The 18354-nt window shown below is 73.8% G+C and carries 12 protein-coding genes and 1 pseudogene; 4 read left to right on the top strand and 9 right to left on the bottom strand.

The genetic code is table 11. The features are described from left to right. The first annotated feature begins 174 nt into the window (after positions 1 to 174). Both AC1DT4_RS00410 and AC1DT4_RS00405 read left to right on the top strand, forming a co-directional pair. Positions 175 to 1560, top strand: coding sequence for a MoxR family ATPase (locus AC1DT4_RS00410; RefSeq protein WP_477087784.1), 1386 nt, complete (start codon positions 175 to 177; stop codon positions 1558 to 1560). Beyond that, complete coding sequence (locus AC1DT4_RS00405; protein WP_477087783.1) at positions 1553 to 3541, top strand: vWA domain-containing protein; 1989 nt, start codon at positions 1553 to 1555, stop codon at positions 3539 to 3541. Before AC1DT4_RS00410 ends, AC1DT4_RS00405 begins: the two co-directional genes overlap by 8 nt. A gap of 1 nt (position 3542) precedes the next feature. Here AC1DT4_RS00405 and AC1DT4_RS00400 read toward each other — a convergent pair whose 3' ends face one another. The 5 genes from AC1DT4_RS00400 to AC1DT4_RS00380 are packed head-to-tail and all read right to left on the bottom strand — an operon-like array spanning position 3543 to position 7685. Beyond that, a complete protein-coding gene (locus AC1DT4_RS00400; RefSeq protein ID WP_477087782.1) occupies positions 3543 to 4295 on the bottom strand; it encodes an SCO1664 family protein in 753 nt (250 codons plus the stop codon). Beyond that, positions 4292 to 4840, bottom strand: a complete 549-nt coding sequence (locus tag AC1DT4_RS00395; protein WP_477087781.1) for a DUF3090 domain-containing protein — start codon at positions 4838 to 4840, stop codon at positions 4292 to 4294. The genes AC1DT4_RS00400 and AC1DT4_RS00395 overlap by 4 nt, the downstream gene beginning before the upstream one ends. A gap of 10 nt (positions 4841 to 4850) precedes the next feature. Then, positions 4851 to 5552, bottom strand: a complete 702-nt coding sequence (locus tag AC1DT4_RS00390) for an MSMEG_4193 family putative phosphomutase (RefSeq protein ID WP_477087780.1) — start codon at positions 5550 to 5552, stop codon at positions 4851 to 4853. A 19-nt stretch (positions 5553 to 5571) separates the two neighbouring features. Further along, positions 5572 to 6036, bottom strand: a complete 465-nt coding sequence (locus AC1DT4_RS00385; protein WP_477087779.1) for a phage tail protein — start codon at positions 6034 to 6036, stop codon at positions 5572 to 5574. A 47-nt stretch (positions 6037 to 6083) separates the two neighbouring features. Continuing rightward, positions 6084 to 7685: a phospholipase D family protein gene (locus AC1DT4_RS00380; RefSeq protein WP_477087778.1), complete on the bottom strand. Its 1602-nt coding sequence runs from the start codon at positions 7683 to 7685 to the stop codon at positions 6084 to 6086. A 231-nt stretch (positions 7686 to 7916) separates the two neighbouring features. Between AC1DT4_RS00380 and AC1DT4_RS00375 the strand changes: the two genes are divergently transcribed. Continuing rightward, positions 7917 to 9347, top strand: a complete 1431-nt coding sequence (locus tag AC1DT4_RS00375) for a glycoside hydrolase family 18 protein (protein ID WP_477087777.1) — start codon at positions 7917 to 7919, stop codon at positions 9345 to 9347. A 46-nt stretch (positions 9348 to 9393) separates the two neighbouring features. On the opposite strand, the pseudogene AC1DT4_RS00370 reads toward AC1DT4_RS00375, so the two are convergent. Further along, positions 9394 to 9705, bottom strand: a pseudogene (locus tag AC1DT4_RS00370) (ABC transporter permease subunit); the annotation flags it as partial. Between AC1DT4_RS00370 and AC1DT4_RS00365 the strand changes: the two are divergent. Then, positions 9664 to 9822, top strand: coding sequence for a hypothetical protein (locus AC1DT4_RS00365; protein ID WP_477087993.1), 159 nt, complete (start codon positions 9664 to 9666; stop codon positions 9820 to 9822). The pseudogene AC1DT4_RS00370 and the gene AC1DT4_RS00365 sit on opposite strands and share 42 nt — an antisense overlap. Before the next feature lie 62 nt (positions 9823 to 9884). Here AC1DT4_RS00365 and recD read toward each other — a convergent pair whose 3' ends face one another. From recD to recC, 3 genes are read right to left on the bottom strand one after another with little or no spacing between them, the layout of a single operon-like run. Continuing rightward, entirely contained in the window at positions 9885 to 11621 is a 1737-nt protein-coding gene (gene recD / locus AC1DT4_RS00360) for an exodeoxyribonuclease V subunit alpha (protein ID WP_477087776.1), read from the bottom strand. After that, on the bottom strand, positions 11618 to 14944 hold the full coding sequence (locus AC1DT4_RS00355) for a UvrD-helicase domain-containing protein (RefSeq protein WP_477087775.1): 3327 nt from the start codon (positions 14942 to 14944) through the stop codon (positions 11618 to 11620). The genes recD and AC1DT4_RS00355 overlap by 4 nt, the downstream gene beginning before the upstream one ends. Further along, positions 14941 to 18300 (bottom strand): exodeoxyribonuclease V subunit gamma, encoded by a 3360-nt coding sequence (gene recC, locus AC1DT4_RS00350; RefSeq protein ID WP_477087774.1) that lies wholly within the window; start codon positions 18298 to 18300, stop codon positions 14941 to 14943. Before recC ends, AC1DT4_RS00355 begins: the two co-directional genes overlap by 4 nt. Positions 18301 to 18354 lie beyond the last annotated feature (54 nt).

Below are 18354 nucleotides of genomic sequence, written 5' to 3'. Positions count from 1 at the left end.
TTACACCGAGCGCGCGGACGTGTCGGAGTCGGCGCAACGGCCACCTGTGATTCCTGTGGGGAGGCAGCGCGCGGCGACCCACGTCAACCGACTGCCCAGTCGCTCTGCCGGCGGATCTCACACAGTCGGACGGCTGAGGATGCATCCGCAGAAACCGGACGTACGCTCGACGGGATGATGCGTCCCACAGCGTCCACGGTCGGCGAGCTCCGCGCCTCCGGCCACGTCCAGACCTCGGTGCGGGAAGAGATCCGCGCCAATCTCCTGGAAGCCCTCCGAGAAGGCCGCGATCCGTGGCCCGGCATCCACGGCTTCGACGACACCGTCGTCCCGCAGCTCGAGCGCGCGCTGATCGCCGGGCACGACATCGTGCTGCTCGGCGAGCGCGGGCAGGGCAAGACCCGCGTCCTCCGCACGCTCCAGGGCCTGCTCGACGAGTGGTCTCCGGTCATCGAGGGGTCCGAGCTCGGGGAGCACCCGTACGAGCCGATCACGGCGGCGAGCAAGCGCAAGGCGATCGCGCACGGCGAGGACCTGCCGATCACCTGGCGCCACCGCGACGAGCGCTACGTCGAGAAGCTCGCGACGCCGGACACGAGCGTCGCGGACCTCATCGGCGACGTGGACCCGATGAAGGTCGCCGAAGGGCGCGCGCTCGGGGACCCCGAGACGATCCACTTCGGCCTCGTCCCGCGGGGGCACCGGGGGATCGTCGCCATCAACGAGCTGCCCGACCTCGCCGAGCGCATCCAGGTCGCGATGCTCAACGTGATGGAGGAGCGGGACATCCAGATCCGCGGCTACGTGCTGCGCCTGCCGCTCGACGTGCTCGTGGTCGCCACCGCGAACCCCGAGGACTACACCAACCGCGGGCGGATCATCACGCCGCTGAAGGACCGGTTCGGTGCCGAGATCCGGACGCACTACCCGACCGAGCTGACCGACGAGATCGCGGTCATCCGGCAGGAGGCCGTTCTGCAGGCGGAGGTGCCGGACCACCTCGTCGAGATCCTGGCCCGGTTCACGCGGGCGTTGCGGGAGTCGAGCGCGGTCGACCAGCGCAGTGGGGTGAGCGCGCGATTCGCGATCGCGGGCGCGGAGACCGTCGCGGCCTCCGCCCTCCACCGGGCCGCGCGGCAGGGCGAGGAGCAGGCGGTCGCGAGGCCGATCGACCTCGAGACGGCCGTGGACGTGCTCGCGGGCAAGATCGAGTTCGAGTCGGGGGAGGAGGGGCGCGAGGACGAGATCCTCGACCACCTGCTGCGGACCGCGACGGCGGAGACCGTCCGCGCGCACTTCCGAGGCATCGACTTCGGCCTGCTGGTCGACGCGATCCAGGGCGGCGCGATGGTGACCACCGGCGAGCAGGTCACGGCGCGCGACGTGCTCACCGGCGTGCCCGCGCTGGGGGAGTCCGAGCTCTACGACGAGATCTGCGCACGCCTCGGTGCGACGAACGACGGTGAGCGGGCCGGCGCGATCGAGCTCGCGCTCGAGGGGCTGTACCTCGCTCGTCGGATCAGCAAGGAGTCCGGGGGCGGCGAGACGATCTATGGCTAGACCCAACCGGCGCCTCGCGAGGTACACCCACTACGTCGACGGGCCGGACCCGCTCGCGCCGCCGGTCGACCTGGCCGAGGCGCTCGACGCGATCGGCGCGGACGTCATGGCCGGCTACTCGCCCGAGCACGCGATGCGCGAGTTCCTGCGGCGCGGCGGCCGGGACCAGGCCGGGCTCGACGAGCTGGGGCGGCGGGTCGCGCAGCGGCGCAGGGAGCTGACGCGGGACAACAACCTCGACGGCACTCTCCAGGAGGTCAAGGAGCTGCTCGACCGGGCGGTCCTGGCCGAGCGCAAGCAGCTCGCGCGCGACGTCGACATGGACGAGGGTGACCGTGCGCTGGCGCAGATGCAGCTGGACAACCTGCCCTCGTCGCCCGCGGCCGCCGTCAACGAGCTCAACGGCTACGACTGGCGGAGCAGCGAGGCGCGCGAGGAGTTCGAGAAGATCAAGGACCTCCTGGGCCGGGAGATGCTCGACCAGCGCATCGCCGGGATGAAGGAGGCGCTCGAGAACGCGACCGACGAGGACCGCGCCGCGCTGAAGGAGATGCTGGCGGACCTCAACGGGCTGCTCGACGCGCGGCGGCAGGGCCAGGACACCCAGGAGCAGTTCGACGACTTCATGGCGAAGCACGGCGACTTCTTCCCGGAGCAGCCCCAGAACCTCGACGAGCTCCTCGACGCCCTCGCCAAGCGGGCCGCCGCCGCTCAGCGCATGCGGAACTCGATGAGCAAAGAGCAGCGCGACGAGCTCGACGCGCTCGCGCAGCAGGCGTTCGGCTCGTCGGACCTCATCGACGAGCTCAGCCGGATGGACGACAGCCTGCGCTCGCTGCGGCCCGGCGAGGACTGGGGGAGCTCGGAGCGTATGGACGGGGAGAACGGGCTCGGGCTCGGCGACGGCACCGGCGTGTTCCAGGACCTCGCCGACCTCGACGCCCTGGCCGACCAGCTCGCGCAGTCCTACGAGGGCTCCCAGCTGGACGACCTCGACCTCGAGAAGCTGGCGCGGCAGCTCGGGAAGGACGCGGTGGTCGACGCCCGCACCCTGCAGCGGCTGGAGAAGGCGCTGAGCGAGTCCGGCACGATCCGGCGCGGCTCGGACGGCCAGCTCGCGCTGACGCCGAAGGCCATGCGGCAGCTCGGCAAGTCGGTCCTCAAGGCGGTGGCCGACACGATGTCCGGTCGCACGGGCGGGCACGAGGTCCGCCGCACCGGCACCGCGGGCGAGCCGTCGGGATCGACGCGGCAGTGGGCGTTCGGCGACACCGAGCCGTGGGACGTCAGCCGCACGATCACGAACGCGCTGGTCCGCGGGACGACGAAGCTCCGCATCGAGGACGTCGAGATCCAGGAGACCGAGTCGCGGACGCAGGCGTGCGTCGCGTTGCTCGTCGACACCTCGTTCTCCATGGCGATGGAGGGGCGCTGGGTGCCGATGAAGCGCACCGCGCTGGCGCTGCACACCCTGGTCACCAGCCGGTTCCGCGGCGACGACCTGCAGCTCATCGGGTTCGGGCGCAGCGCGTCGGTCATGCAGATCGAGCAGCTGGTCGCGCTCGACGAGAAGTGGGAGAAGGGCACCAACCTGCACCACGCCCTGCTGCTGGCCAACCGGCACTTCCGCAAGCACCCGAACGCGCAGCCCGTGCTCCTCATCGTCACCGACGGCGAGCCGACCTCTCACCTGGAGTCCAGCGGCGAAGTCTTCTTCGACTACCCGCCGGACCCGGTGACGATCGCCCTCGCGGTGCGCGAGCTCGACACGTCGACGCGCCTGGGCGCGCGCACGACGATCTTCCGGCTCGGCGACGACCCCGGTCTGGCCCGCTTCGTCGACGCCATGGCCAAGCGCGCCGGCGGCACCGTCGTCACGCCCGAGGCGGACGACGACCTCGGCGCCGCCGTCATCGGCTCCTACCTGAGCTCGCGCCGCAACGGCGCCTTCGGCGGCTGGGGTCGCGACGAGGACTGGTAGCTCAGAAGAACGGCCACGGGAACGCCGGCATGTCGCCCGACGGACCCGGGAAGATGCCGCGCCGGAGCAATCTCTCGCAGCGGGCGGCCAACGCTGACACCTCTCGGTCGGTCAGGAGGCCGGTCAGGCGCTCACCGAGGTCGCCGTCGAGGAGCGAGCGCACCCTTTCGACGCCGGCCGCCTCCGAGGGGTCGAGCGCGTCGCCCCGCCAGCCCCACAGGACGGTCCGCAGCTTGTGCTCGACGTGGAACGTGACGCCGTGGTCGACGCCGAACCGGTGGCCGTCCGGCATCGGGAGGACGTGCCCGCCCTTGCGGTCGGCGTTGTTGATCACAACATCGAAGACCGCCATCCGGCGCAGCGGCACCGAGTCCTCGTGGATCAGGGTCACCGGGCGGTCGTCGTCGTCGATGCCCTGATAGACGGCCCGCCACCCCTCGGGTGCCGCAGCGGCGACGTCGACGGGGTCCTGCGACGCATCGGGCTCCTGCCAGAGCTGCACCATGCCCTCGCCCAGTGGCCCGTCGCGCAGGACGGTGGTCGGCACGATGTCCCAGCCGAACGCCTCGGAGACCAGGTAGGCGGCCCGCTCGCGGTTGGCCAGGGTCCCGTCCGGGAAGTCCCACAGGGGACGCTCGCCCGCGACGGGCTTGTAGACGACCTGCACGTCGCCGAGGGTGGCCAGAAACGTCGCGTTCGAGGCGACCGTGATGCGCCCGACGAGCTCCAGCTCACCGCCCAGGAGGTCGGTCACGAACCGGGCGCGCCGCACACGTGGCCGTCGTCGTCCATCGGCGCACCGCAGAGCGGGCACAGTGGCCGACCCGACCGGACGACCTGCAGGGTGCGCTGGACGAATGCGCGCGCCGTCCCCACCGGCATCCGGATGACGAGCATCTCGCTGGGTTCGTGCTCGTCCTCGTCCTCGTCCTCGTCGTCGTCCGTGTCGTCCAGCGGCAGCGCCTCGACGACCACCTGGGCGGTCGACGCGTCCCAGCCCAGGCGCATGGTGCCGGCGCGGAACTGCTCCTCGACGGGCTGGTCCAGCGGGTCGTTGTCGACCAGCTCGGCGGGCGTGGCCGCGGGGACGCTGAAACGGTTCCCCTCGTCGGCCATCAACGCGTCCAGGATCTCGTCGATCTTCTCGGCGAGCACCGCGGACTGCTCCTTCTCCAGCGCGACGCTGGCGCTCCGGGCGCCGTCGCGGACCTGCAGGTAGAACGTGCGAGAACCGGGGCTACCGACGGTCCCGACGACGACGCGGTCCGGCCAGTCGAACTGGTGCACAAGGGTCGGCATGTCGGTCAGTTTACGAGGGGGTCGGGTCCGCAGCCTGGGGGCCGACGCCGCCGCCGACGGGCGCGTCGCCGACCGGGCCTGCGGCGCGGAGCCACGAGAGGTCGCCGGAGTCGGTGTTGGTGGCCACCACCTCGGGGCGCGTGGTGCCGTACCGGACGATCGAGACCGAGCCGGGGTTGACCGTGATGCGCTGGAAGAGGTCGAGGTGCATGCCCAGCGCGTCCGCGAGGACGGACTTGATGATGTCGCCGTGCGAGACCGCGACCCACACCGCGCCGGCGCCGTGCTCCTTCTCCAGAGCCGCGTCGTGCCGGCGGATGGCCGCGACCGCCCGCGCCTGCATGGCCGCCATCGACTCGCCGCCCGGGAACACGACCTCGGACGGCTTCGTCTGCACCACCGACCACAGCGGCTCCTGGGCGAGCTCCTTGAGCGGGCGCCCCTGCCACTGCCCGTAGTCGCACTCGGTGATGCCCGGCTCGAGCGTCGTGGGCAGCGAGTGGCGTTCCGCGATGATCCGCGCCGTCTGCCGGCAGCGCGCCAGCGGGCTGGAGACCACGGCGACCAGCGGGACGGCGGCGAGCCGTTCCGCCGCGCGCGCGGCCTGGTCGCGCCCGACCGCGTCGAGATCGACGCCCGCAAGCCGCCCGGTCAGGATGCCCGCGACGTTCGCCGTGCTCCGACCGTGCCGGACGAGGATGACGGTGGCCATGCCTGGAGCCTAGGCAGGTTCAGTGCTCGCCCTTGATCACGAAGAACGAGCCGCGGATCGTGCCGGCCAGCTTGGACTTCTGCCGCGCGAACTTGAACCGCTCCGCGAGCTCGTCGGGAACGTCCATGCCGTCGGACAGCTTGAACCCGACCGCGCGCTTCTTCCCGTCCTCGAGGCCGTACATCACGTTGATGGACAGGCCCGACTCGTAGAACACGTAGGCCATCCGGGTCCCGTCGACCACGAAGGACGTCGCCTCGAGCGGGCGGGACGAGATCGTGAGGTCGCGCTCGTCCGCGAGGATGCCGTGCACCCAGTCGATCGTCTCCGTCGCCTCGTCGGCAGGCTCGACCGTGAAGACGTGGTCGAACTTGTTCTTGAAGTAGCGCGCCTCGTTGGCCCGCAGGCCGGCGAGCGCGTCCGCGACCGGCGAGGACTCGAGACCGACCGTGGACACCTCGGTGAAGTCGACGACGTACGACACGGGACCTCCAAGAGCGGAACGGACAGACGGAGACTATCCGCGGGAGGTCAGTACTGTCCGCGCAGCTTCATCCACCCGGGCCGGCCGTCGGGGTCGACGATCGCGTGGTACGGAGGGGCCGCGAGCAGGCGCTGCCAGAGGGGCAGCTGCACGTGGGCGTGCGCCCGTAGCCGGCCCGGCGGGCGCGGGCCGGAACGCCCGCCGGCGTGCCACGCGTCGAGGGCGGCCGCGCTCGCCCGGACCGCCTCGACCGCCTCGGCGGGGTCGATCAGCCCGGCGTCGTCCTCGCGATCGAGGTGCTCGCGCCACAGCTCGAGCCGCAGCTCGCGGGCGAAGCCCCGCGCGCCGTCGCCCAGGCCCGCTGGGTCCCGCGGCTCGCGACCGTCGAGGCGCTCGTCGAGGATCGCGGCCGTGAGCTCGGAGTCGTGGGTCCACGACCGGCGGTTGAGGTTGTCGCTGCCCACGGTTGCCCAGACGTCGTCGATCACGCAGACCTTGGCGTGCACGTAGACGGGCGTGCCGTCGTGGTTCTCGACGTCGAGCACCTGCACCCGGTCGCCACCCGCGGCGCGCACGATCTGCAGGGCTCGCGTGTGGCCGAGCCGCACGGGAGGCAGGCTCAGCCGGTCGTCCTGGTCCGGGTAGCGGGGGACCACGGCGATCAGGTGCAGCCCGGGCTCGCGACGCAGCGCGGCCGCGAAGACCCGCGCCACGTCGGCCGACCACAGGTACTGGTCCTCGACGTAGACGAGGCGCCGGGCCCGCCGCAGCGCCTTGGCGTACCCGCGGGCGGCGCTGCGCTCGCCCTCGGGCGCGAACGGGTACCCGGGGCGGCGCCGGGGGTAGGTGCGCAGGAGCTGGACCGAGCACGTGCCCGCGTCGGGCGGGTCCGGGGTCGCCGGTGGGAGCCGGCCGGGCTGGCGGTCCTCGTCGCGAACCACATCGGGGATCACCTGCCACGGAAGCCGGGACAGCGAGGCGGGGTCCTCCCACCGCTCCCGGAACACGTCCTCGACGTCGCGGACGGCCGGGCCGCGGAGCCGGACGTGGACGTCGTGCCACGGCGGACGCGGCCCGTACTGGTGGGCGAACGGCTGGGGCTGGGGGTCGCCGCGGTGGTCGGCGTCGTCGCGCCGGCCGTGGGCAAGGTCGATCCCGCCGACGAAGGCGACGTCCTGCGCGGGCCGGTCCGGGTGGCGGACGACCACGAACTTCTGGTGGTGGCTGCCGACGGCACGGACGCGCTGGTCGAGCAGCACCTCGCCGCCGACCTCGTTGACCCTCTCGGACAGGCTGCGGTTCTCCTTGTTCGAGAAGCGCAGCCTGTCCAGGTGCGAGCGCCACATCAGGCCCTTGACCAGCGCCCCGCGCAGCACGGCGGCCGACAGCGCCTCGGTCACGGTCGGGCCGTCGTCGGTCAGCCGCTCGTCAGGGTCTCCGCGCCAGTCGCTGAAGAGGACCAGGTCGCCCTGGCCCGCGTGCTCCAGCGCCTCGGCGAGGGCCGCGAAGTATGAGGCGCCGTGCACGAGCGGGCGCACGTCGTTGCCCTCGGTCCACGGGCGGATCCGGGTGGCGTCGTTGCCCCGCTGCTCGCCGGACAGGAACCAGCCGAGCTCGGGCCGCCCTGCGGCGATCGCCGGCAGGCTCACCCCGGACCGGTTGGCCGGACGCAGGCGCGACGTGAGTCGAAGCGCCGGGAGTCCGTGGCGGTGCACAGGTCCAAACTCGCACAGGTGGCCCGGGGCGGCCATGTGCACGGGCCGACGGACAGACCGGGACTCTTGACGCGGATCGGACGCCGGGTCATAGGGTGGGGGTACTGCAATTTGGTAGGAGTACTTACTAATTCGTCAGACCTCCACAGCGCCGAGGAGAGCCCCATGCACCGTTCCCGTCGGGTGTCCGTGTCCGCAGCCCTTGCCGTCGGTGTGAGCGCGGCGCTCCTCGCGCCGCTGCCGGCGCAGGCGTCGTCGTCACCCCCGAACGACGCGCCGAAGAAGGTGGTGACCGCCTACTTCGCCGACTGGGACGTCTACGGCCGCGGCTACTTCGTCAAGGACATCCCGGCGACGAAGCTCAACGTCATCCAGTACGCGTTCGGCGTCCCGGGGTACGACCCGGCGACGGGCGCGGCGAGCTGCGACATCCTCGACCCCTGGGCCGACTACCAGCAGGTCTACTGGACGGGGGACAACACGGTCGACGGCGTCGCTGACAACCCCGACGACCCGAACCAGCACCTGTTCGGCAACTTCAACCAGCTGCAGAAGCTCAAGGCCGCGAACCCGCACCTCAAGGTCGAGATCTCGCTCGGCGGCTGGACCAAGTCGACGTGGTTCTCCACGCTGGCCAGCACCCCGCAGCTGCGGCAGAGCTTCGTCTCGTCGTGCATCGACACGTTCATCAAGGGCAACCTGCCCGGCGGCGGCTGGCCCGCGGGCGCCGGGGGAGCGGGCGCCGCGGCAGGCCTGTTCGACGGCATCGACCTCGACTGGGAGTACCCGACGCAGGTGGCCGGCGGCAACGTCAACCCGACCCCGGCGGACCGGCACAACGCCACGCTGCTGGCCGCCGAGTTCCGCAAGCAGCTCGACGCGTACGGCGCCACCACCGGCAAGCACTACCTGCTCACCGCGGCGCTGCCGGCAGCGAAGAGCTCGACGAAGTACTTCGAGCTGAAGGAGATCTCGAGGTACTTCGACTGGGACAACGTGATGACCTACGACTTCAACGTGCCCAGCGGCCCGAAGGCGTCGCCGAACACCCTGTTCACGCCCGACCCGCGCGATCCCAACGCCAAGGACCTCACCTGGAACACCAGCGGCACGGTCGCCTGGTACCTGCTCAACGGGGTCCCGGCCAGCAAGATCGTCGTCGGCGTGCCGTTCTACGCCCAGCAGTACCTGCGCACCGGGCCGGCGAACAACGGCCTGTACCAGCCGTTCGACAACACGGGGACGGACGCGAACTCGCTGACCGTCGACGTCACGCCGCAGCCGAGCTACCACGCGCTGGTCGACGAGGGCGGCTACGTGGACGCGGCCGGCGTGACCGGGGGCGCGGGCTACACCGTGCGCTGGAACCTGCTGGCCGGGGAGCCGTACCTGACCAACCCCGCGGCGGAGCACCCGAACCTGACCACCGGCCCCGCGACCGTCCCGACCCTGATCGCGTTCTCCAGCCCGCGGTCGATCGCCGAGCGGACCAAACTCATCAAGGCGCTGCACCTGCGCGGCGCGATGGCGTGGGAGATCAGCCAGGACTCGAACAGCCACGCGCTGATCGACGCCTTGGCGCCGGTGCTGCAGTAGGGACGACCCGACGGTCCGCCGGTTGCCCGGCGGGCTGTCGGTGCGCCTACTTGATCGCGCCCTGCGTGCCGCCGGCCATCACCCAGCGCTGGGTGAAGCGGTACACGATGATCGCTGCCGTCATGGCCATGAGGAAAGACGCGAACGCGACGTTGTAGTTGCTGCTGAACTGCGTCTGGAAGTTGTTCTGCAGCACCGGGAGCGTCTGCAGCGTGGAGTCAGCGGTGATGAGCGGCATCATGAACTCGTTCCACGAGGCGAGGAACGCGAAGATCGCCACGGTCGCGCTCATAGGCGCCATCATCGGGAAGACGATGTGCCGGGACACCATCCAGGTGGTGGCCCCGTCGAGCCGGGCATCGAGGTGCTCGCGTCGACTCTGGGCGGCGACATCGTCACGGTCGGCGCCGTCGAGCGGGCCCTGGACCACGTGCGCGAGCACGCCCTCGAGACGGTGCCCGCCGCGCTGGGCTGACGGAGGACCTCGGCCCGCCGTCGCGTCACCTGCCCCCGGCCGGCAAGGGACTCACGGTGTGCTCAGCGGGGTTCCCGCAGACCGCTCGCGCGGCGGACGGGTCGCTCGACGGCCGCGCGGATGGCGTCCTCGGTGCCGATGACCCGCACGTGCTCGCGGGCGCGCGTCACCGCGGTGTAGAGCAGCTCGCGGGTGAGCAGCGGGGACGTGACCGGCGGGAGCAGGAGGGTGACGCGCGCGAACTGGCTGCCCTGGCCGCGGTGGACCGTCATCGCATGGACCGGCTGCACGGCCGGGAGCCGGTAGGGGCGGACCAGGCGGGGGGCCGACGGCTCGCCGAACGCGACGGCGACCTCGTCGTCACCGACCGCGACGATGACGCCCGTGTCGCCGTTGTAGAGGCCGGTCGAGCGGTCGTTCTCGGTGACGAGCAGGGGGCGACCCAGCGGCCAGGCGCCCGTGGTCGGGGCGCCGGTGGCGGCGGCGACCCACGACTCGGCGGTGGCGGCCCAGTGGCTCACGCCGTGGGGTCCCTCGCGGTGGGCGAGCAGGAGGCGGTGGGTGCCGAGGGCGTCGAGCGCGGCGCTGGCGTCGCCCGCGCGGGCCGCGTCGACGAGGGCCCGGCCGGAGGTCTCGACGTCGGCGCGAAGGCCGGTGACGTCCGTCGCCGTGAGGTGGTCGGCGGCGGGCTCGACGAGCGAGACGTGCGGGTCGCCGAACCGCAGCAGGACGAGGGTCGCGTCGGCGTCGCCCAGCCGGATCGACTCCGCGAGGGCGGCGAGCGACGGGCCGTACCGGTGGGCGTGGGTGAGGCGGACGACGCCGCCGGGGAGCGACGCGACGAGGTCGCCCAGGACGGCCCCGGCCTCGACGCTGGCCAGCTGGTCGGGATCGCCGACGAGGACGAGGCGGGCCGTCGGGCGCAGCGCCTCGACCAGCCGGGCCATGAGCGGCAGGGACACCATCGAGGACTCGTCGATCACGACCACGTCGTGCGGGAGGCGGCGCTGCGCGTCGTGCCGGAACCGCGTCGTCGTGCCGGGCCGCCAGCCCAGGAGCCGGTGGATGGTCATCGCCTGGAGCTCGCCGACCGCCGCCCGGTCCGCGAGGTCCAGGCGGGACAGCTCCAGGCCGATCGACTCCTGCAGCCGGGCCGCCGCCTTGCCCGTGGGTGCGGCGAGCGCGACCCGAAGGCCGGGGCCGGCGGCGGCCTGCAAGGCCGCGACGAGGCGGGCGACCGTCGTCGTCTTGCCCGTGCCCGGGCCGCCCGTGAGGACCGTGAGGTGCGACGACGCCGCTGTGCGCACCGCCTGCCGCTGCGGTTCGTCGACGGACGACGGGAAGAGGCGGTCGACGGCCGACGCCAGCGCGGCAGGATCGAACGCGGCGGGCTCCGCGAGGCGTGTGGCCATCGCGACGCGGACCGTCTGCTCGTCGCGCCAGTAGCGGTCGAGGTAGACGCGGCCGTCCACCCACCGCAGCGGGCGGTCGGCGGGTCCGGACGGCCCGTCGGCGACGATCGGGCTGCGCCGGACGGCCTCGTCCCAGGCCGAGGGCCACGGGAGCGACGGGTCGAGCAGCGACGGCGCCTCGGCCAGCGTGACGCAGACCGAGCCGCTGCGGAGCGCCTGGACCGCGAGCGCAGCGGCGAGGAGGACCCGCTCGTCGGTCTCGCCGCCGATCGCGCCGAGCCGGTGGGCCACGTGCACGTCCGCTGACGTCAAGAGCTCGGCCGCGACGAACGGCTCGAGCAGGCCGGTGACGCGCCAGGGGACCGTCGCGGCGTAGGAGTCGGTCATGTCGCCGCCAGGAGGTCCGAGAGGGCGACGACGAGCGCGGCCGGCGGGCGCCAGGACACGACGCCGAACGGGACCCCGTCGGCGGTCGGCGTCGAGGGGCCGGCCATGCCGCGCAGGAACAGGTACAGCCCGCCGCCGAGGTGCACGGACGGTTCGTAGCCCGGCAGGCGCCACCGCAGGTAGCGGTGCAGGGCGGCCGAGTACAACAACAGCTGCAGCGGGTAGTGGGCGTCCATCATCGCGACGCGCGTGGCCTCGGGCCGGTAGTGCGCGACGGTCAGAGGCTCGTCGAACGAGCCGAGGCGGTTGGTCTTGTAGTCGACGACGAGGTAGCGGTGGCCGCCCGGCACATCGGCGGGGACGCGGAGCACGGCGTCGATCGAGCCCGTGAGGTAGCCGCGCAGGCGGGCGGCGCCCAGCGCCGGGTCGTCGAGCCGGTCGGCGTAGGCGGCGAACGGGTCGTCGGGGCTCAGGTGGGTCCGTAGGAGCGCGGAGATGTCGCGGATCGTCCGGGCGCCGCGGCGGACCACCTCGCCGCCGGCCAGCGGCAGCTCGAACTCGAGCTCGGCGAGCCGGTCGCGCGGCGCGATCTCGGCGAGCGTGAGGCCGCCCGCCAGCGGCCCGAGCGGGGTCAGCAGCGACGGGAGGAGGGCGGCCGCCGTCGCCGACGGGTCGAACGTGGGCGACGCCTCGGCACACCGGAGAGCCAGCTCGACCGCCAGGTCGGGCGCGGACGTGTCGACGAGCTCGAGCACGCGGTGCGCGAAGGTGCCGAACGCCGTCCCGGACGGCAGGTCCGCCATGGGGGACGGCAGGGAGTCGTCGTCGACGATCGTCGCGACGGGCAGAGCCTCGCCGACGTCGGGCTCGTCCTGGATCCCCGGTGACTCCGGCTCGGAGCCCACGCGGTCGCGGACCGCGTGGGCGGCGGCGTCGTGGGCGGCGGCGGTGAGCGCCGAGTAGGAGGTGCGGCGCCAGGTGACGTCGGGCCGACGCAGGAGCCTCGCCACGCGGAGGTCGCGCGCCGGCGGTGCGGGCGGCGTCCACGGTGCCGCCGCCTCGGCCGAGCTCACGACCTCCAACGCGATCGCGTCCCCGCCCGGCGCCACGAGCGCCTCCAGCGCCGCTGTCGTGCGGGCGTCGGTGGTGGTCTTGACTAGCTCGGCGGGGTGGCCGTCGGCGTCGCGACCCCCGAGCAGGAGCCGGGTGAGCGAGCCGCGGATCGAGTTCATGGACGGCGCCCACCACACGACGACCTGGCTCGTGGCCCGGGTCAGCGCGACGTACGCGAGCCGCAGCTGCTCACCGGCCTCCGCCGCGGCGCCGCTCGCCGACGCCTCGGCGTAGCCCGTGCTGCCCTTGCCGCCGACGTGCAGCAGCCGGAGGTCGTCGCGGTCGTAGGGGATGGTGGGCGGGTCCTTCATCGTGAACTTGTCCCACAGGTACGGCACGAGCACGACGGGGAACTGCAGGCCCTTGCTCGCGTGCACCGTGATGACCTGGACCGCCGCCGCGTCGGTCTCGAGGCGCCGGCTGCGTTCCTCGGTGTAGTCCTTGCCGGCCTCGTCGACCCGGGCGCGCAGCCACTCGAGCAGGGCCGCCGCGCCGAGGCCGTCCTGCGTGGCCGCCGCGTGCAGCGCCTCGCCGACGTGCCGGACGTCCGTGAGCCGGCGCTCGCCGTCGGGCAGGCGGAGCAGCCGCTCGCGCAGGCCGCCCGCCGCGGTGGCCTCGAGGAGGGACGCGACGCCGTGGTCGTCGAGCACGCGCGACCACGTCCGGAGCCGGTCGGCCAGCTCGTCGCGGCGCTCGTCGGAGGCCTCGGCCAGGTCGGTCGCGGTCCAGCCGACGAACGGCGTGAGCGCCGCGGCGGAGACGAACCCGTTGACGCCGGGCCGCGCCAGCGCCGAGAACAGGACGAGCCAGTCGCGGGCGGCCGCCGTCGCGAAGACGCTGGACAGCATCGAGATGACCGCCGGCACGCCGGCCGCGGCGAGCGCGCGCTGGACCGACAGGGCGTCCTGGTTCCGACGGGTCAGCACGGCGATGTCGCCCGGCTCGACGGGCCGCCAGCCGCCGTCGTCGTCGGCCAGCTGCTCCTCCCGGAGGGTCCGCAGCACCTGCGCCGCGACGTCGGCGTGGACGAGCTCACGGACGCGGGCGACCGGCGGGTTCTTCGCGTCGTCCGGCTGACCCAGCGCGGCACGGGTGACCTGGCGGAGGCGAACACCGGGCCCTCCGCGGAGGCGCCGACCCGTCCGGGCCGCCTCGATCGGGCGGACCGCGATGCGGGGGTCGCCGAGCGCGGTGCCCGACATGATCGGGGCGAGTCCGTCGAGCACGGCCGGGTCCGCGCGCCAGTTGCGGTGCAGCGTCTGCGTCGAGGCGACCGCGCGGGCGCGCAGGTAGGTGGCGACGTCGGCGCCGCGGAACCGGTAGATCGCCTGCTTCGGGTCGCCGATGAGCACGAGGGTGCGGTGCCCGTGGAACGCGGTGCGCAGGATGTCCCATTGCACGGGGTCGGTGTCCTGGAACTCGTCGACCATGACGACGCGGTACCGGGACCGGACCCGCTCCGCCGCCGCCCGGCCCGTGGACGGGTCGGCGAGCGCGTCGCGCAGCAGCACCAGCAGGTCGTCGTAGTCGAGCAGGCGGAGCGCGCGCTTGCGCCGCACGAGCTCGGTGCGCGCCGCCCGCGCCAGACCGTAGGCGTCGCGGGCGCGCGCGTCCGGGGCGTCGGCGGGTTCGAGCGTCGCGGCCGCGTCGCTGATCGCCTCGTGCGCGATGGTCCGGGCGTCCGCCACCGACAGCGTCGGGTCCGACGTCGAGGAGTACTTGCGCAGGTAGAGGTCGTCGACGACCTCGGCCTCGAGCGACGCGATGTCCGGGACGAGGCGCGCGTCGTGGTCGACGTCGCCCAGCGTCCCCAGCGACGTGAGCATCTGCTGGCAGAAGCCGTGCGTGGTCGTGATCGTCGCGGCGTCGAACTCCGCGAGGGCGACGGTGAGCCGTCCGGCGCGGACCGCGCGCTCGGCCGGGTCGGTGTCGGCGAGGAGGGCGATCACGGGATCGTCCGTCGGGGTGCCCAGGCGCAATGCGCGTTCGACGACGACCAGGCGCTCGCGGACGCGTTCGCGCAGCTCGGACGTCGCCAGCCGCCCGAAGGTCACGAGCATGAGCTCGGGCAGCCGGACGACACCCTCGGCCACGTACCGCGCGGCCAGCGAGGCGATGGTCGTCGTCTTGCCCGTGCCGGCGCTCGCCTCCAGCACCACCGTGCCCTCCGGCAGGGGACCGCAGACGTCGAACGGGGTCAGCTCGGTCATGCCTGCGCCACCGCTTCGTGCGCGAGGAGGTCGGACCACAGCGCCATCGACAGCGCACCGAACCGGGTCGACTCGGACCCGTTCCCGGAGGGCTCCGCGACGAGCGTCTCGAACGTGAACGGGTCGCCGAACGCCAGCAGGTGGTAGTCGTCGACGGACTCGAACCCGCCGCGCCCGTTCGCCGCCTCGTCGGCCGTGCCCAGCTCCCGGCGGGCGGCGGCGAGCGCGTCGGCCTCGTCGCCACCGCCGGTGCGCGGGTGCGCGTACGCGAGGCTGGTCGCCAGCGGCAACGGGAGCGGGCCGCGCAGCGCGTCGTCGTACAGCGCCGCGAGCCGGGCGAGGATCGCCGACGCCTGGTCCGCGGGCGGCGCCGTGAGCAGCGCGACCCGCGAGCTGTTGGCGGGTCCGCGGCCGATGGTCGCCGCCGAGAAGGTGCGGTGCGGGACTGCGGCGGCGAGGGCGAGCAGCTGCACCCACGCGCGCAGGCGGTGCTTGGCGCCCAGCTGAGAGAACGCGGTCCGGACCAGGACGTCGTCGCGCACGCCGTTCACGGTGCCCGTGAGAACCCGGCCACCGCGCAGGGCGACGGTGACGTCGACGCTGGTGGCGGGCTCGACGACGAACTTCGCGGTCGCGGCGAGCAGCGGTTCCACCTGGCCGCGGATCCGCTGCAGGGTCGCGCCGCCCAGCGTCGCCGGCGGCATGTGGCCCCGGCGCCGCTCGGCCGCAGCGGCGTCGTCGAGGTCGACGCCGTCGAGCGCCGCCTGCAGCAGGCGGTCGCCGATCGACCACCGTTCGAGGCCGTCCAGCTCGAGCGGGAGGCGGTCGTCCAGCTGCGCGCCGTCGCCCGGCAGGATCACCCCCAACCGGCGACGCACGAAGGCGCGGACGGGGTGCTCGAGGCCGGACGCCAGGTCCTCCAGGTCGAGCTCGTCCTGGTCGCCCCGGGGGAGCGGGGACGGGACGAACAGCGGGGGAGGCGGGCGGTCGCCGCGACCGGCGAGGGCGGCAGCGAGGTCGAGCGCGTCGAAGCTGAACGGCTCGGCGGGGCGGCCGAGGGCGCCGGCGACGAAGTTCCGCTCGTCGACGGTCTGCAGCGGGTGTCGGACCACCCGCGCGCGGGCGTCGCCGACGACCGCCGCGTCGAGCGCGTCGAGCAGCTCGCCGACTGGGACCGCGGGCGGCCGAGGGGCACCCGTGCGCTCGTCGGCACCCGAGTAGACGACGACCAGGTGCTGCTGGGCGCTCGTCACCGCGTCGAGGAACAGCTGCCGGTCCTCCTGGCGGGCGTCGCGCTCGCCGACGAGCGGGTCCCGCGCCAGCACGTCGTCGCCGTCGCGGCCCGATCCCCGCGGGAACGCGCCGTCGTCCATGCCGAGCAGCGCGACCACCTGGTGCGGGACGGCACGCATCGGCGCGAGCGAGCACACCGTGAGCGCGCCCGTGCGGAAGCCGGACCGCGTGGGGCGGCCGGCGAGGTGCGGCTCGAGCAGCGCGACCACGTCGGCGAGCCGCAAGGTCGTGCCGTCGCCCGCCGACGCACGCCCCTGCGCGAGGGCCCGGGCGGCCTCGGTCTGCTGCCAGCGGTCCGCCGGCGCGACGTCGGTGAGCAGCAGGACGGCGCGGTCGAGCGCGTCGAACCACTGCCCGGCCGGACGTGCGCCCTGGAGCTCGGCGAGGGTGCCCGAGAGGCGGTCGACGAACTCCGCGAGCCTCCCGACCAGGTCGACGTCGGTCGAGCCGACGTCGTCGACCGGCAGGACCGCGCCGACGAAGCGCTGGTCCTCCTCGGCCATCGCGACCCCGAGCAGCAGGCGGTCCAGGGCGGTCGACCACGTGCCCTGCGGCAGGGTGCCGAGCCCGTACCGCTCGCGCCGCGCGCGGTCCTCGCCCCACCGGACCCCCGACTCGAGCGCCCACGCGCGGACCCGGTCGAGCTCCTCGTCGTCGAAGCCGAACCGCCGGCGCACGGGCGCCTGACCTGCGAGGTCGACCACGGCCGATGCGCCGACCCGCGAGTCCGCGAGCTCGAGCAGCGTCGCGACGACGGCGAGCACCGGGTTGGCGTTCGCCGGGGCGCGGTCGGCGATCCGGACCCGCAGCGTCCGGCCGGGGTGCTCCGTGGCGTCGTCGTCCGTGCCCGCCGCCGCGCCGAACACGGCCTCGACCAGCGGGGCGAACGTCTCGACGTCGGGGCACATGACGATGACGTCGCGCGGCTCGAGCGTCGGGTCGTCGGCGAGCAGCCCGACGACGACCTCGCGCAGCACCTCGACCTGGCGTGAGCGGCCGTGACACGCGTGGACCTGGACCGACCTGTCGGCCGGGCCGGCGTCGAGGCGCGGGCCGTCGGCGCGGTCGTCGGAGATCCGGTCCTGGAGCGCGCCGAGCGCCGACCGGGGACGCGGCGCGGACGGGAGGACCGCGACCTCGGGCTCCAGCGCGAGGACCCGCATCGCGAGCTCGGTGGCGTCGCCGGCCATCGACGCCAGCATGGGGTGGTGGGCGCGGACCGGGACCTGCGACCGGCGCACGGTGCCGAGCGGTGACGTCGCCTCCCAGAGCGCGAGCGACGGCTGCGGCATCCACAGGTGCACGGCCCGGTGCGCGGCGAGCGCCTGGAGCACGCGCAGGTGGGCGTCGGGCAGCGCGGTCGCGCCGAAGACCGAGAGCCGCGCGGGCAGGTCGACCGTCGACGGGTCGGCCAGGAGAGCCGCGACCGCGTCGTCGAGCCGCTCGGCGGGCGCGGGCACGCCGAGCGACTCCCGGACCGCCCGCCACAGGCGCGGCTGCCACAGCAGGTCGTCGGCAAGCGCCGTTCCGGCGCCGTCCTCGTCCGCCCCGAGCGCCCACGCGCGCAGCATCGCGGGCCGCTGCGCGTCGTAGGAGCCGAACAGCCGGGCGACCCGCTGGGCCAGCCGGAACCGGCGGCTGCGCCGCACCTCGTCAGCGTCGTCCTCTCCCAGGTACCGGCTCACCGTGTGCAGCCAGGCCGCGCCGCGGTGGCCGTCGAGCTGGTCGAGCACGTGCCACGCCAGGTGGTCCGGGGTCCACGGGTCCTCGTCCCGGCCGAGCCCGAGCGTGGTCGCGAGGACGTCGCCGACCAACCGGCGGGGCGACGGGAAGAGGACGTTCGCGCAGACGCCGTCGGGCTCGGGGCCGACGCCGAGGTGGTGGGAGAGCCGCTGCGCGACCCAGCGTTCGACCCCGCGCGTGGGCACCGCGACGACGTCCGGCGTGAACGGGTCGTCCGGAGCGACGGCGAGCACCTCCGCCAACGCGCTGACCAGCACGTCCGTGCGCTCGGCGACGTGGACGTGCAGGCCTGACGTCGTCGTCCGCGCGGCCGGGCTCACGTGGGGCACTCTAGCCAGGCGATCCGCCGGGCAGTGCGGTTGCGCACAGCCGAC

The organism is Cellulomonas sp. P4_D11, assembly GCF_056401915.1.
The sequence above is the reverse complement of the archived record's forward strand: the minus strand, read 5'-3'. Positions and strand labels throughout refer to the sequence as shown.